The following is a 16,338-nucleotide window of genomic DNA, read 5'->3' as shown; positions in this document are numbered from 1 at the left end:
CCTGGGCACAGCCAGGCAGCAGGACGCAGCCTTAACTTCACAAAACTGTTCCTCAACAGTCCGTGGCTCATTGTTGATGCCTCAAAGAGCCCTTGCCTGCACTGGTCTATGCCCATGTAGCCATGCCCGACCTGGTTCAGGCCCAATGGAGCCATGCCCGACCTGGTGCATGGCTCATGTGGCCATGGCTGAACTGATCCAGGATCCATGTAGGTATGGGTGAATAACTCCCAGATCAGCGAGTGTATGTTGGCATGAGGACGGGCTCTGGAACGTAATACCTGTTCTTTAAGGACGCAGTGCGTGATGCGGCATGATGCTGTGGCTGTGGCTGTGTGCTGTGATGCGCATGATTGCGTACGGTCTGATTGTTTACGGTCTTTTCTGTTTTCCCCTGACTGCTCTCAGGGATGATTCGACAAGTGCTTAAATTTTGCTCATGCAGCAGGGATAAGTATCAGCATCTGAGTAACTTGTGGCAGGCGCCGTGGTGCCGGTCATATGCCCTTAGAGACGGTACTGGCTGCAGGGGCAGATATCCTGTTTTTGGTCCAATCAATATAAGCGTTCATAGTGGAGACTTCCCTGATAACTTAGCGGATCTGTACCAGCTGTACTTTTTTGCTTTTTATGCATGTGGTGGCGCTCCTGCTGTTGGAGGCAGACTGAGCCTTACCGGCTGTGTCCGGTCTGGCAGGCCAGCTCTGACGGGCATATACGCATATGGCTGTTTAGTTATGAGTTTCTTTGCTTCTTCTTCCATCAAAGTCCGGCTTATGGCCTGTTTTGGTCTGGTCATGGTGCTCTCATTGATAGTATCCGGCCTGTCAATCAATGCCATGTACAGCTCCATTTCAACTGCTACCAGGGTTTCAGAAATCATTACTGGTAATTACCGCCGTATTGCCCTGACATCGACTACCTTTGAAAGCACCAACGCAGCCATTATTAATTATCTGACTCCAAACAATCAGACTCCGGCAAACATGCAGAAGGTTAATGAGGAGATGGACAAATTCATTACCTCAACCAAGGCTCTGGGTGGCCGTCTTGGTCTGAAAGAAATAGTGTTTGCCCTCAAGGATCAGGCTCTTGAGTACGAGAGAATCTTTGAAAATGATGTAATGTCGCTTATTAATGCCGGCCGACCTTATGAGGCCCTTGAGGTTTACCTCAATGTGCTGGCTCCTCTGTCTACCACCATGAGAGCAGAAATCGAAAAGGTGGTGGCCTTACGCTTCATAGTAATTGAAGACCTTTCTGAAGAGCTGGTTCAGACAGGTTCACTTATCATGGTTATTTCCCTGACCACAATACAGCTTATTGTCAGCATCATCATTGCACTTGTCATTTCCTCCTCCATCCAGCGCGCCATCAAGGCTCAGTGCACTGCAGCACAGGCACTTTCAAATGGTGAGTTCAACTACAGGTTTGCTCCATCATCAAAAGACGAGTTTGGTGTGCTCAACAATGCCATGATTTCCATGGCAGCCAAACTGCGTGAGACCATTGCTCATGTCATAACCCTTGCTGATAAGGTCAATGCCGATATGAGTGATATGGAAAAATCAGCTCAGAATATCTGTGAGGCCATGGAGCGCACCGAGCGCAAGGCTATTGCCGTATCTGCATCTGCTGATGAGATGGTGGCTACCACTACCAATATTGCCAACAACTGTAAGGATGCCGCCGCTTCATCTCAGGAGTCGGCTGATCTGACCAGTGTGGGCATGAAGAGTGTTAACGAGTCCACCAACGCTATTCGGGATCAGTATGAGCACATGAAGCAGAATGCCTCCACCATCCAGTCTCTGGTAGACCAGGCTCTCAAGATTGGTTCCATTGTAGGCACCATTGATGAGATTGCTGCTCAGACCAATCTGCTTGCCCTTAATGCTGCCATTGAGGCTGCCCGTGCCGGTGAGGCCGGTCGTGGCTTTGCCGTGGTAGCAGATGAGGTTCGAGCCCTTGCTAACCGTACCACAGCCTCTACTCAGGAAATACGAGGCATGGTGGACCGTATTCAGATAGAGACAGCTCATGCTACCGAGGCCATGCAGCAAAACCTGGACAGCATGTCTGAGGTTGCCGCCAGCAGCTCCGGTGTTCAGGAGAATCTGTCCAATGCCCTCAACTTTGTAAATGATGTAAATACCCAGATTACTCAGATTTCCAGTGCTGCTTCCCAGCAGACCACGGCCTCATCTGAGATCTCAAACAACATGCAGGACATTACCCATGCAGCCACCGAGGTTAACAATGTGGCTCAGAATGCCCGCACCACCTTCGTGGGCACAGCAGACAGCCTCAACGATCTGATAGACAGGCTCAAGTTCTTCAAGATCTGATGACGGTCTCATGACTGCACAGCAGGCAGGCATGGTCATGGTACGTAAGACCATGCCCGCCAGGCTGTGGCGGCCAGGCCCTGGTCCTCCGTTCATGGCCTTGAGCCATGGTGCAAGGGTCTTGCTGCCAGACAGGCAGCTGGATGCCTTAATGCAGTTATGTTCACCATAGATCAGTTATTCATATGATGGCCGCCACCTGGCAGCCGACTGCAGCAATGCCCCCGTAATCCTTATCCGGATGCGGGGTTTTTACGTCTTAAGGGGCACTGTTGCTTATGGCTGGTCCAAAAGGGGCCTTTTGCGCGAATCAGAGCCTGATATTCAGGAAAGTAACAGGTGTACTAATGGCACGCAAATGGAGCGCAGGTGGCGCGCAAGTGGCGCGGCTACGGGCCGTGCGCGGGCCGCAAGCGCTCCCGGGCTTTACGGATGCCATGGGAGCTATTTGCTATAATGAGTGATCCATGGCCCGCACGCGGGCCGACCTCTGCCATCTTCTGAATCAGGCTTAAGAGCTCACAGGCTTTTACCCGAAGGACATGCTGTGCCATCTTCATCCTCATCCTCAAAAGCACGCTCTGCGGTAAAGAAAAAGGATACTTCCCTTATCCGCAGCAAGCGACGCTCCTCAAGGTCTTCAAGCACCGGGGTTCAGCCCGATGACGAATTGTCTGTTTATCAGGAGCTCGAAGCTGCCTTAAGCGCCGATCTTGAAAGCCGCAGCGCTCAGAAAGCTGCCGCCCGGTCCGCCCGCAGTGCCGACAGCCAGTCTGACAGGAGCGTCGACAGCCATACCCTGGGGGCTGACAGCAGCGCCTGCTCCGGAGCCGGCGAACAGACCGCTGGCGCCGCAACTGGCGCAGCAGCGGCCGCTGCTGGTGCGGGCGCTGAGGCTGCCAGGGGCGGCTCTCGCGCTGCCGGTCGTGCCGGTAAAGCAGCTGGGCGCTCAGCCACCAGGACCCGTAACTCCCGCAAGAAAAACACTGACACTGCTGCAGCTGCAGACAGTGCGTCAGACATGCCTGCCGATCACATGAGAGAGGATGACTCTGTGGTGGCTGTCGCAGCTGACATTTTCGTGGATGATGACAGCACAGCTCAGACAAGCCTGATTTCCGATGAGCTGATGAGTGATGCCCGAGAGCATGCCCGCCGTCGTCGTGCCGCCTTTGACGGTCAGGATCTTACTGATCGTGCAGATGCTGCTGCAGATGTTGCAGATGGTGACGTTGGCGCAGCTCGTGATGGCTGTGGCAGGGACGACAGTTCTGGCATGGCCGACAGCGCAGCTGTCTCTGTCCATGATGACAGCGATGAGCTGGTGCAGATAGATGATGGCGGGATAAGTGGGGCTGCAACTGACGCTGCCGACTATGAGTACACTGCATCTGTATCTGACGATGACGCAGCTTCCGTCGATGATGAGCAGGCTGAAAGCTCTGAGGGAGTATCTGGCAGGGCAGGCAGAGGTTCTGGCCGTGCCTCCAGGTCCGCCAGGGGATCCCGCAGCCGCGCAGGCAGCGGCGGCAGCCGCGCCAGAAGCCGCACCGGCAGTGCGCGGGGCGAAGCTGGCGCGGGCGATGGGGGCCGTGAAGATGACGGGTACGTTGCCGACGGTGCGCTTGCTGATGACAGTAGGTTTGCTGATGACAGCAATGGCAGGGGCGAGGCCGCCATTGATGTAGGCACTGATCTCACTGAGGATAAGGCAGCAGGCTCTGACATGCATATTGGATCGCTGCTCAACTCGGGCATTGGTCTTTCTCATGCCATGATTCAGGGGACCCGTCTTGCCTCGCGCCGGAGCGGTAAGGGCGAAGATGCTGCAGCCATATCTGGACAGTTTCCGGGATCTGATCCGCGCCGGGTCATGATTGACAGACTTACTCATGTCTCGGGACGCACCATGGACATGAGTGCCCTTATTCATGAGCTTAAGCTGGTTGAAAAGGAGATGGCCAGGGTGGCCGGTCAGGAAAGCCTCGGTGGTTTTGCCGCTGCGGCCAATGATCTTATTCTCTATCGCAAGCTTGAAGAGCTGGGCGCCGAGCAGTACAGCAATATCACTGCAGGTCAGCTGCGTACCCTTATTAAGCGCAGTATTCCCAAGCTTACCGACAAGATGATTTTAGAGTGCTGGCAGTGCTTTAAGTCATGTATCAAAAATGAAGAGCTCAGCGAGTCAATTGAAGAAATTGCCAGAGAGCACAATATCACTCTGCCCTACAATGAGGTGGAGGCCTGGCTCTTTACCGAGGAGGCTGACTTCCGCGGCGACCCTGTGCTTTCAGCTGTTCGTCGTACCGTGGTTGATGCCTACAGCAGCTATGAAGAAGAGCTGCTGAACATTGTCAAAATCTTTGATATCAAGAACTCCCATTTCTCCAAGGCTTATGACGAAGTAACCTTCTATTACTATCTTATTGCCCACAAGACCGGCAGGGAGAGTGATTTCCGCATTTATGAGGCTCTGGTAAAGCTCAAAAATCATATTGAGCTCTTTATCCTCATGCGCGGCAGCTTTGTCAAAACCTCAGATTTCTCGGTATTTTCCGACAGTGAGCAGGCAGGTGAGATTTATGACGATCACAGTGTCTTTTCCCAGCCTGTCTACAATAATGGCAGTGAGCTTGGCAAACTTGATCCCTGTGGCATGCACTTCTGCTACCTGGAGTCAGTGCTCACCAAAGTAGTGGACTCAAAATCTGACCGGGATCTTCTCTTTACCTTTATCCGCAAGTTTGGCGATCTCTACGTCCAGCAGGCCAGCCACAAGTTCTTCAATCCCAGCATGGGCTTTGAATTTGACTTTGTGCCCGGAGTGCTGAGCTATCTGCATGGTGTCTATGCCTGCAAGACAGGTGCTGAGGCTTTTTATGATGCCTCCCGTCGCGTTGAGGACAGCGAGGAATCTCCTATTGTGCTCTACGAGCTCTTCATAAACGAAGAGGCTCTCAACAGTGCCAGATGCGCCGAGCACCGTCATGCCTGGGACAAGTTCCACAAAACCCTTGCCGAAAACCCTTTTGAGCATCAGTTTACCGACGAGATGAAGGAGTGGGCTACCCACATCTATCATCAGGAGGCGGTGGACAGGGCTGTTGCGTCCTTAAATCCTGGTATCGTTACCTGCGGCCATCCTATGAGTGCCGAGGTCAATTACCTCAATGACCAGGTTTACTGTGAGCTCATGGCTTTTTACAGTAAGTATCTCATCAATATTGAGCGCCGTAATCTCTATGCTCTGACTCAGCAGCAGGCTGTTGATGAGGCCGTGGAGTCCGCCAGCGCTGACGATGATGAGGCAATTGGGGCCGCAGCCACCTCTGCATCAGCTGCAGCTGCGGCAGCGGACGCTGCTGACGCGGCCGATGGTGCAGATGCTAATGACGGGGCAGGGGCTGACAGGGATGACGGGGATGATGGCTCTGAGGCCGCAGCAGCACTGGCGGCAGCCAGAGCGGCGGCAGCAAAGGCTGCTGCCAGGGCGGCGTCTGCCACAGCTGCTGCCTCAGCTGCTGCCTCATCTGCAGCCAGCGCGGCAGGATCTGATGATTATGACAGTGACATCTGGCTGCTGGGTGACAATGGCTTTATTCCTGTAATTCCTGGCACTCCGGCACTGTCATCTTTCCTTATTGGCCGTGTCTTTACCTATGGCGAGCTTATTGGCGAGCAGAACATAGGCATGGGCTATTCAGCCATGATTTATGCCGATATCTGCGGCAACTATCTGGCCTCTGCCTACCGCTCCCAGTATTACCAGGCGCTCTTTGACTCCAAGATCAACTGCGAGGGGCAGCTCTTTTTCCTCTATCAGATGCGCTCCATTCTGGCATTTCATATGGGCATGACCTGCCTTGACATGCCGCTGTGTTCGCTGCGTCTGTACCACAATTACGATTTCCACATTTCTCACAGCTCAACAGCTGCCTATTTCCGTGCCCTCAGCGCCCAGAGTGACTCCTGGAAAAAGATTCTGGAGCGCAATCCAACCCTGGACCCAGGTCTTGAGCACGAAGGCCGTCAGTGTCTGCAAAGTACGGTCTTTGGCACCATTGTAAGCAATGCCCTGATCTACCTTTGTGATCTGGTGGAGGAGAACACCCGCATGGGTGACTTCTACCATAACAGTCTTCTGTTGCTTACCAGTCTGCTGGCCCGCTGCCTTAAGGCTGAATACAATCCGGCAGGCTGTCTGGCGGTCTACCGTGTCATGACCACCAACTGGGGCGGCTCCATCAGCTCTATCGATCAGGCCGAGTTTTCAGTGCTGTTCCCGCACAGCTCGCCCTCTGATCTGCTCTACCATCAGCTTTTTCCTCATGCCGCCAGCAACAGTAATGCCGATGATCTCATTGGTCCTGAGTTCTCCCGTGAGGACACGGCAGCTCTGTTTTTACAGACAGGCATGCTCTCACCTGACCACCGTGAACAGGGTTACAACCTGCTCAATGGTCATCTGTCTTCATACAAGGGCAATTTTGCGCCGGTAACCGAGCCTTATCTTGACGAGCTTTACCGTACCAGTGCCGGTCTTGGTAATGCTTCATCAATTTCCTACCTGTCAGAAATCTCCCATGCTCTGCAACATGAGGATGAGAGCGATCTCTATGCCCTGATGGGCGGGCGCATGCAGGCAGGTGCGCTGTACAAGAAGCTCAGCCATTACTTCATCAAAAACGAAATGGATGCCGAGCGCAGCCGTCTTGCTTTCCAGATGTTCCTCATGCACCGTCCTTACGGTTTTTATGAGTCCTATCTGGTACTGCGCGAGCATGAGGACCGTATTGCCGAGGCACATACCTGGCTGTTTTATGCAGCACGTCTTGCCGTTCCTGAGGCCGTGAGCGAACTGGAGTCCCTTAAGGCTGCCGGGCGCTTTGAGCCTCTGCCTTTCGTGGTTTATATCAAATACCTCGAAGAGCTGGCTCTTACCCGTGTTGATGCTCTGCTGGCGCTGCGACAGCTGGCTACCCGAGGCGGTGTGCTGCCGGTTAACAGCCTCTACTTTATACGCTACATCGAGCGCAATCATGAGTTCTTCAGCAACTCCATGCTGCGCCGCAACATGCTCTCAAGCGGTCAGATTGATCTGGAGCTCGATGAGGAAAGAGATGTTCTCAAGGCCATTTCCCATGCCGAATTTTTCAAGTCCGAGCTTGATTATCTGCGCTTTAACAGCACGGACATGGAGGGCAATTTTGCCACCTTCCATCAGCTTGAAGAGCAGGATTTTGATCCTGATGCCTTCACAGGCAGTCAGATTGGCAATGATCAGATTGCCCAGCTGGTCACACGTATCTTTGTCTGTTTAAGTCACGGTACCAGCCAGCTTGAACGTGCCCTGCTGCTCAACTGGTACATGTCAGGTTCACTGCCATCCTATCTGACTCCTCTGGCCAGCAAGCTCGATATTACAGTCAACTCCCGTCAGGATCATGTAGGCATTGATTCGGTCATGGCCAATTACCGTGCCGATCTTGATACCTATCCTCTGTCACTGAACATTTGTCTGTGCATGGAAAAGCGTGGCAGTCACATTCTGGATAAGGCTGACTCGGTAGATGAGGTCTTTGAGGCCATTGTGCGAGGCGAGGGTGCCGGCATTACCCTTGAGACCATGTATGCCTTTACCCTCAACGCCTTGCGTGGCAGGGGACGCCCTAATGTCCAGCTGTTCCTGAACATGTGCCGCTACCTTGCCAATGTCGGTGACAGTGCCGCTGCGCGCTTTACCCATCTGTGCATGGATCACCTGACAGTCATGCCTTATGGAGATGTCTTTAATGACACCATGGTCGAATCCTATGAAAGGGATGTCACCAGATGGGCCGACTTCTTTGCCCGTCGTGCCTTTGACGGTGATTTGCTGCGCACCATGATTGAGTCACTGGAGGCAAGACTTGAGCGTGACTTCATTCTCAAAAACCATCTGACAGCAGGGGAAGGTACTCCTGTTGAGCCGGGCGCAGATGACATGCCCGGCACTGCTCAGAGTGGTCTGTCGGGCATGCTCTACGGTGGCAGTGCCATCAGCGCTCAAACCATTGATGTGCTCTCAGGTGATGAGGGATCTGACTCTTATGAGCAGAGGGTAAGGCAGCTGGGCCGTCAGGAAGACCGCCTTAACTCCCTTATCATCCAGGAAAACCAGGAAGCAGCTGTATCCTTTGTTGATGCTTACGTCAAAGAGCTCGAGCGGCATCGTGATGAGCGTGTTGCCCGTGCTGCAGAGGCTCACTCCAGCATGGAGGATGTCTCTGAGGTCATGGACGATCTCAATGAGGTTGATATTTTTGGTCCTACCAGCACGCTGATACTGCAGTCCAACAGCTTTGACCGCAGTCGTCTGCTCCTTGAGATTGAGCCGCGTCTGCTTGAGAATCAGGAACTGGTTATCAAGGAGCACATTGCCGGCCGTATCTACCTCAAGGCCTTTATCGACTATCTGTACTTCATGAAGACCAGAGGCTGGAATACGGTTCAGTCCATGGTCTTCAGCCGCAACGGCTGGCAGCTGGGACGACGAGCCAATGGCCCGGCCCGCAGCTATGCCTCGCTGCTGGCCCGCGACATGCTGACAGGAGCCCCGGGCGCCCGTGAGCGCTTCCTGTACTACGTCCAGAGCCATGCCTTCCGCTACCACCTCAATAGTGAGTATTTCCATGAGGACGACAGCTCTCAGACGGCCCGCAGGTTTGCCACTGATGTGCTGCAGATTGATTTGCGCTCCCAGAGATTTGAGGAGTTTTCCTCATCCATGGATCTGGAGGGCTTCCCTGAGTTCAAGGCTCTGATTTTAGAGGAGAGCAATGGCTATGTAGCCGGAAGACCACGTTTTTGTATTGATGGTCTTGAGTATGACCCTGAAAGCGGCTATTCATCAAGTGACAGTGATCCTGTACCTGATCTGGTATTAAGCCAGCAAGAAGCAGTAAAAGCCCGTGATGAGCTCAAGAATCTGGCCCGTACCTTAAACGATCTGAGCACAGCAGATGCTGAGCTGCGCAGCCGCTGGTTTACCGTAAGTGATACCGCTCTGGCCGCCATGGTTCCTCAAGTGCCTGATCCTGATGCTGATGGCGACGAGGACGATGAGGGCGACAATGGCAGCGCCCGCTCCGCCAGCTCCGACCGCGCCGGCCGCCGCAAAGCCGGCCGCAGGGGCGGTACCCGTGCCCGCGCTCTGGAAAGAGCCAGAGCTCGAGCACAGGCCCGTGACATCGCCCGTGCCGGCACAGGCGCCGGCGCAAGCGCCAGCACTGGTGCTGATGCCAAGGGCAGCATCGGCGCTCAGTCCCGGGGCAGCACCGGTGCAGAGGATAATGCCTGGTCAAATGACAGCATCTGGGACGATGAGTCCTCAGACTCAAAGCGCTGGTATGACGACTGGTCGGACTGGATTTACGATGACAGTGAGTCCGAGTCTGCTGCCAGCAGGGGCGGCCTGCCTGCCATTGTGGATCGTGAGGCTGTAATAGCCCGCTGCCAGATTGAGCGTATTATCGGTATGGACAATATCGAGCGCCTGCTGGGCAGTGACGGTCAGTGGATCAGCTATACCTTCTATGAAAACAGCTCTACCTGCAGCGAAGACATTCTGTCTATGCTGGGACCTGGCTGTGCTCTTTTGCCTTACCGTCTTTTAAAGTCCATTGATCCTGAGTCGCGTAACAGGGTATTAAGCCGCAGCCGCCGTCTTAACAGTCTGGACATCAGTAAGGAGCAGGGTTCTGATATCTCAGCCCTTCAGGCAGGTGATATCAATACTGCCCGTATTTACGGCATTAACCCTGAGCACGCGGTGCGTCGCTGGCATGTAAGCCGTGAGCAGCTCATTGACGCATCCGCTCAGGATGCAGCACGTCATAAGGCTGCTCTGGACCGCGCTGCTCTTGATGATGACGATGAAAGGAAAAAAGCTCCTTTAACTGCACATTTCCGCTCGAGCTACGACTATGCCCTGCATCAGGTTGATGTCATGGGAGTGGCTCTGGCACAGCTGTACAGCCGTGAACAGACCTCCATGAGTGCCACTGTCAGCAGCGGCACTGGAGGATCAGAGGACAGCAGCTCTGGCAGCCGCTCCCGCAGCACCCGCGCCGCCCTCAGAGCTGGCAGCTCTGCAGGCGCTGCCGGGCGTGCCGCCGCTGACCGTGCAGCTTCCCATTCTGCAGCAGAAAGCTCTGCACACCGTATTTATCAGGATGATGATTACGAAGATCAGCTGGCCGATGAGCTGATGCGCCACATTGAAGAGGACAGTGACCAGGATTCAGGCGCCCGCACCACTGAGAGCACCACAAGCAAGTCAGGCAGCCGCTCCGGCCGCTCCAGCCGTGCCGGCAGCACCGTCAGGGGCGGCACTGCCGACAAGGCCGGCAAGGCCGGCAGGGGCCAGGCCGCCAGGAGCCAGGCCTCCAGTACAGAGGTGGAGCTGACTCCAGAGGATCTGGGGCTTTCTCAGAGCGATCTTATTGATGACAGCCATGTTCGTATCAGCACCAGCTTCAAAGATTTATGGGGCAGGGGTAAAAATGGCTCTGATGGTAATGAGGCTGATGATCAGATTGATGGACCTGATGCCCTCAGTGCCTTAAGCATTTATGAGTACGAGCCCGGCGAACTGCAGGATCTGACAGCTGTTGCCGCTGATGAGGCCGGTGCAGACAGTGATAAGGAAAATACTCTGCTCAGCGCCGGCAGCGCTGCCATGGCACGCCGTCACCTTACTGTTGAAGAAAAGCAGCTGCTGCGTGATCTCATTTCGGGAAAGGAGTATCAGGGCGGTCTCTTTACTCTTTCTTACGCCTCTGATCCCGATGAGGTGATTGAAAAGGCCCGCAGGCGTTCTAAAAACACAGGTCGCTCCTATGGCATAAATCCAGGCGAATCATGGTGGGATGATCCGGCTGAAGAGCAGCAGCGCAATGGCGCAGCTGCAGTCAGTGCCGTGATTGAGGAGGGCGCAGGAGAGCAAGGCAGTGATGGCACCGGCGGTATGTTCTCCGGCACCGGTTCGGCTGTTCGTGCCCTGCGTGCGCGCATGGGTAATGACGGGGCTGATGTAATTACCAATGAGCGCAGTGATGATGAAAACCTTATCTATGACCGCCTTAAGTCTTTCCTGAGCAGCAGACTTGGTATGGCAATTCCTGGTCTTGAGGGGGTTGATGCAGCTGTCCTTTCAGAGGGGCTGGGGCCTGACTTTGATGATATGGATGAAGCCAGTGATGACGGCTCGGACTCCTGCTGGAGCCGTGTCAGAGCTGCCGGTTCGCCACTGCTGCGCCGTATCTTTGAGCATGCCTGGGAGTTTGATGAGCAGCTTGAGTATCAGTACACCCGTCCATGGATGTTCCATGAGGACGAGAACCCGCTGCATGTCTATATATACATGTTACTCAATCTGTGTACTGCCAATGAAACCTGGGATCTGCGCCTTGGCTGTGAGGAGCAGTTCCTAGATGCCCTTTATTCTCAGGGCTATTACTTTGGCTGCTCGGATCTGGTGGACTGCTCATTTAAGAACACAGTCTATGAGTCATGGCGCTACCGTTTTGAGCGCTCTGAGGTATCCTCACAGCGTGGCAGCGCCATTTCCAATCTGGCAGGCTCCATTCTTGAGCGTATCTTAAACAAGGATGAGCTTACAGAGTTCTACCGCTGTGATGTCAATGCTGTCACCGAAGAAACAGCAATTGTCGCTGAGCAGTTTACCTTCCCTGAGGACACTCCCAAGCATTATCTGGTGGAAGCTCTCATCAACTACTCTGATGAGCAGGTCTCCCGCCGTTCGCGTTATTACAAGGTACTGACTTCAGCAACAGCCCGCCAGCTGCAAAGCCACAATTACATGGTCATGCTCGATGACAGCTTGCAGCATCAGGCTTTTTACGATCTCTTTAACAGCCGCACCATGCTTGCCCGTGCACCTAATGTCATGCACTGGCTCTATCAGCACAGCTTCAAGGGCATGGACATAGGTCATGTCACTCCGCGCCATCCATTATGGACCAGAGGCAGCACAGTGCTGGACCTGATTTCCGCCACCCTGGAGCGCTCTACCATGGGCGTTACAGCCGACGGGGAGGAGACCCCATCAACAGGTGCCCCGGCTGCCAGCTCATCAGCCGCCTGCAATCAGGCCGCCAGCTCATCAGCCGGCATCACTCCGACCGCCAGCACGGCGGCCGACAGGGGCTTACCAGCTGCCGCCGCCCTGAAAAATCATCTGCACTCAGGAACTGCTCATGACAGCCTGGCTCTTTGTCCAGTGGAGACTGACACTGCAGCAGGTCTGCTGGTTGACAGTCCTGAGCTTGCCTATGAGGATGTGCGCCTTGCCAAGCTCCATCGCAGCCTGAGCGGCGATGAGGACTGCCGCCGCCTGAGCTACGTCGAGCTTATTTACGGTCAGGGCTGCTCCTATGAGGAGCTGACCCGTGGGCAGCGCAATGAGCTTGATGCCCTGACGCTCAAGTTCATTGGCATGCAGGATACGCTCAACGCAGCTGCCGAATCAGGTGGACTTGTCTACTCTCCATTTGCAGCTGAGTATGTGGCTGCCGGTCTTGATATCACTGATGATCGCCCATGGTCTGATGTGGCTGAGCAAAGGGCCCGTGAGTTTGACCGCCGCAGCATGGAGCTGTATGGCTATCATGGCCTGCGCGGCACCACACTGGGCTCATACCGTGATCAGGTGAATTTTTCAGATGAAGACTATGACTATTTCCAGCAGTACTTTGCTGCCTGCCCGCTGAAGAAAGCAAGCGGCCTCAAAGACGTTGCTGACCGCCTGGTCTTCAGCGGACGCACCCGTGATGCTCTTGCCATGCATAACATGTCGCTGGTGCAGCTGCAGACAGCCGATCCTGACTCCGAGGAGGAAAGTGAGGAAATCGAGCTGCGCCTTGCATGCTATGAGTACGCAAGGTCCATGGGGCTCAAGTACTTTATCTACGATGAGGACAACTTCTCTGACACCCTGACCAACGTCATCATCAGCCACGTTTGCGGACACCGCGAGGCTCTGATTGAGCAGGCCGCCGCTGCTGCCGCAGCCGCAGGCATTGATCTCTCAGCAGGTCCGGCCGCTGCAGCTGCTGCGGCCGCAGCAGCATCCGCATCGGGCGCTGCTGCCGCCGACCGGGACGAACACCTGGATGACGGGCCTGGTGAAAGCGGCTACGAGGATCAGGGCGATGATGACGAGGAGATTAGCGACGAAGATGTCCTGACCACAGGCGATGGCAATTACATCTTCAGCTCCGACGAGCTCAGGCAGTGGGCCCAGGGCATGGAGGACGAGTCCGACTACGCCTCAGACGTTGACGGCTATGACGAAGATGAAGACAGTACCGCCGACAGCTACCAGGGCGATACCGGCTACGCCGACGAAGAAGAGACCGGCTACGCTGACGAAGAAGAAACCATCTACGGCGATGAAGATACGTCAGACTACGACGAAGATTACGAGGACGAAGCTGGCGACTATTCAGATGCTGGCGATGCCTCCCAAAGCACTGACGTTGAAGCTGACACATACCATCAGGACGATGAGTACCTGGATGACGGTCAGTACAGCAGTGAGCATGATCAGTTCCAGTCATACGAGCTTCCGTCTGAAGATGAGCCTGGCTATGACGAGCTATCTGACGAAGAAATCTCCGATGAAGACATACTCAATCCTGAGGCTCTGACAGAGGAAGAGCACTCTGATGAGGAAATCTCCGATGAAGACATACTCAATCCTGAAGTCCAGCCTGGCTATGACGAGCTATCTGACGAAGAAATCTCCGATTATGACATACTCAATCCTGAGGCTCTGACAGAGGAAGAGCTCTCTGACGAAGAAATCTCCGATGATGATGTGCTCAATCCTGATGTCCTGACAGCGGAAGAGCTCTCTGACGAGGAAATCTCCGATGAGGATGTGCTCAATCCTGAGGCTCTGACAGCGGAAGAGCTCTCTGACGAGGAAATCTCTGATGAGGATGTACTAAATCCTGAGGTCCTGACAGAGGAAGAGCTCTCTGACGAGGAAATCTCCGATGAAGACATGCTCAATCCTGAGGTCCAGCCTGATGAGGAGCTTTCTGACGAAGAAATCTCCGATGAGGACATACTCAATCCTGAAGTCCAGTCTGAGTACTGGGAGGGCTATGACAAGGAGTCATATGAGGATGAGTACGATGAGTATGATTCAGATGAAGATGAGTACCGCGAGGGAGAGCATGGTGAGGGGCATTACCATGACACGGCTTCTGCAGAGATTGCGGCTGAGTCTGGCTCTGGCATAGCCCCGGCATCTCAGTCCGGCTCGTTGTCAGAGTCTGAGGCCGCTGGTGCTGCTTATGGCTATGGCTATGCTGATGAAGATGGCGCAGATGCAGAAAACTGCGAGTCTGATGGCCAGTACAGGGATAACAGCCAGTACGGGGATGATGAGTCTGAGTACTGGGAAGAGTCTGATGATTTCAGCGATGATGACCGTCAGGCCTTTGAGGCATTTGCCCAGTCTGAGCAGGACCTGCCTGATAATCTGGCATCGGCCCTTGAAAACTACAGCGCAGCTGCAGCTGCAGCTGCTGCGGTCTGCGCACCTGCCCCTGCAGGGGCAGGCATGCCTGATGGTGCTGCTGCTGGATCTGGTGAGTATGTATCTTACGCAGATATGGACTCTTCAGTCTCTGAAGATCAGGTAACAGCCGGCCTGTCACTGCTTGAAGGTGAGGACAGTGATGAAGAGCTCAAGCGCAGGTTTAATGAGTACATGTATTACTACTCAGGTAATGATGATCTTGATTACAGCGGCTATGACAATTACGGCGACATGTGGCAGGACCTGTCTTTTGAGAAAAACAGTCAGCTTAAAAGCGAGACCCTGGAGCGCGATCGTGAGCGCAGCAGGGCCGTCAGTGAAAGCGCGGGCGAGGACGACAATTATGTACCTGTAAGTGCCCTGCTCTTCCATCAGGACCTTTCCATAGTTGATGGTGATGAGACTGTCGATCAGCTCTCACCTGCCAGTGCCCTCGCCATGAGTATTGCCGAAGATCAGGTAAGAATGCGCGAGGGGCTCATGAAACTGGCCCGCAAGGAGGAGCTCAGAGAGCAGCTTGAGGATCTGGATGAGTACGACTACGACTATGACTTTGACGATGACTCTGATGATGACGAAGAGCCAATGTTCATGAGCTACGATCAGATGGAAAGCTTCTCGCGCTTCCTGGCTGAAAAAAATATCAATCCAATGGATATCGAACGCATTGCCGATGCACTGGTAGAGAACCATTTTGATATTTTGGATCAAAAAGGTCTGAGCACTGATGATATTAAACGCGCAATGCGCGACAATGGCTTTGAATTTGACGAAAATTCAGCCCTTGAAGAAATCAGGGCAACACAGGAGACCGCTTCCGGTACTGCCGCTGCCGGATACGTCCCGTCACCAGATGATGACACTGATACCCTGCAGCTGCAGTTCAGTCATAACGATCAGCAGTATGTCTGCCGTTCAGCAGATGCAAATACCGGCCGAGCCCCTGAGTCAGTACTCACCAGTGAGTATGACTCAGTTGCCTCCCAGCCGGATGACTCAGGGGCCGGCCTTACAGGACTGTCAGGCTCTGACCTTGCTGACACTGAGCTGACAGAGGCTCAGGATGCCGAACTGGCACTGACATCAGGATCTGAACTGACAGCCGAACCGGGCGCTGACTCAGATACCGCTTCAGCCGCTGCAGGCAGCTCTGCCTCAGGCAGCCCGGCCTCAGGCAGCCCGGCCTCAGGCAGTGCCACGGGCTGGGGCCCGGGCAGTGCCACGGGCTGGGGCCCGGGCAGCGCCCCTGGGGCTGAGCAGGTAAGCGCTGGCAGCAGGAAAGTTGCCGCAGGGCGCGGATCTGAGAAAAAGTCAGCTGGTTCAAAACGCAGACGCGGCGGTCGCAGCAAAGTTAAAAAGTAGGAGTTAATTTCTGTT

Annotated in this window: 2 protein-coding genes; both read left to right on the top strand. The window is 54.4% G+C overall.

Going from position 1 to position 16,338, the window contains the following annotated elements; genetic code table 11:
* Positions 1–737 precede the first annotated feature (737 nt).
* Positions 738–2,348 carry a methyl-accepting chemotaxis protein gene (locus MXE41_RS05600; RefSeq protein ID WP_247099671.1) on the top strand — a complete coding sequence of 537 codons (1,611 nt, stop codon included), beginning with the start codon at positions 738–740 and terminating at the stop codon, positions 2,346–2,348.
* A 547-nt stretch (positions 2,349–2,895) separates the two neighbouring features.
* The gene (locus MXE41_RS05595) at positions 2,896–16,323 is read left to right on the top strand and encodes a hypothetical protein (protein WP_247099670.1); all 13,428 of its coding nucleotides are present in this window, start codon (positions 2,896–2,898) and stop codon (positions 16,321–16,323) included.
* Positions 16,324–16,338 lie beyond the last annotated feature (15 nt).

This window comes from Anaerobiospirillum sp. NML120449 (assembly GCF_023051105.1).
Classification (GTDB): domain Bacteria; phylum Pseudomonadota; class Gammaproteobacteria; order Enterobacterales; family Succinivibrionaceae; genus Anaerobiospirillum.
The sequence above is the reverse complement of the archived record's forward strand: the minus strand, read 5'-3'. Positions and strand labels throughout refer to the sequence as shown.

Coding starts and splice junctions, on each gene's coding strand:
- MXE41_RS05600 (WP_247099671.1), top strand. CDS start 738: ATGAGTTTCTTTGCTTCTTCTTCCATCAAAGTCCGGCTTATGGCCTGT.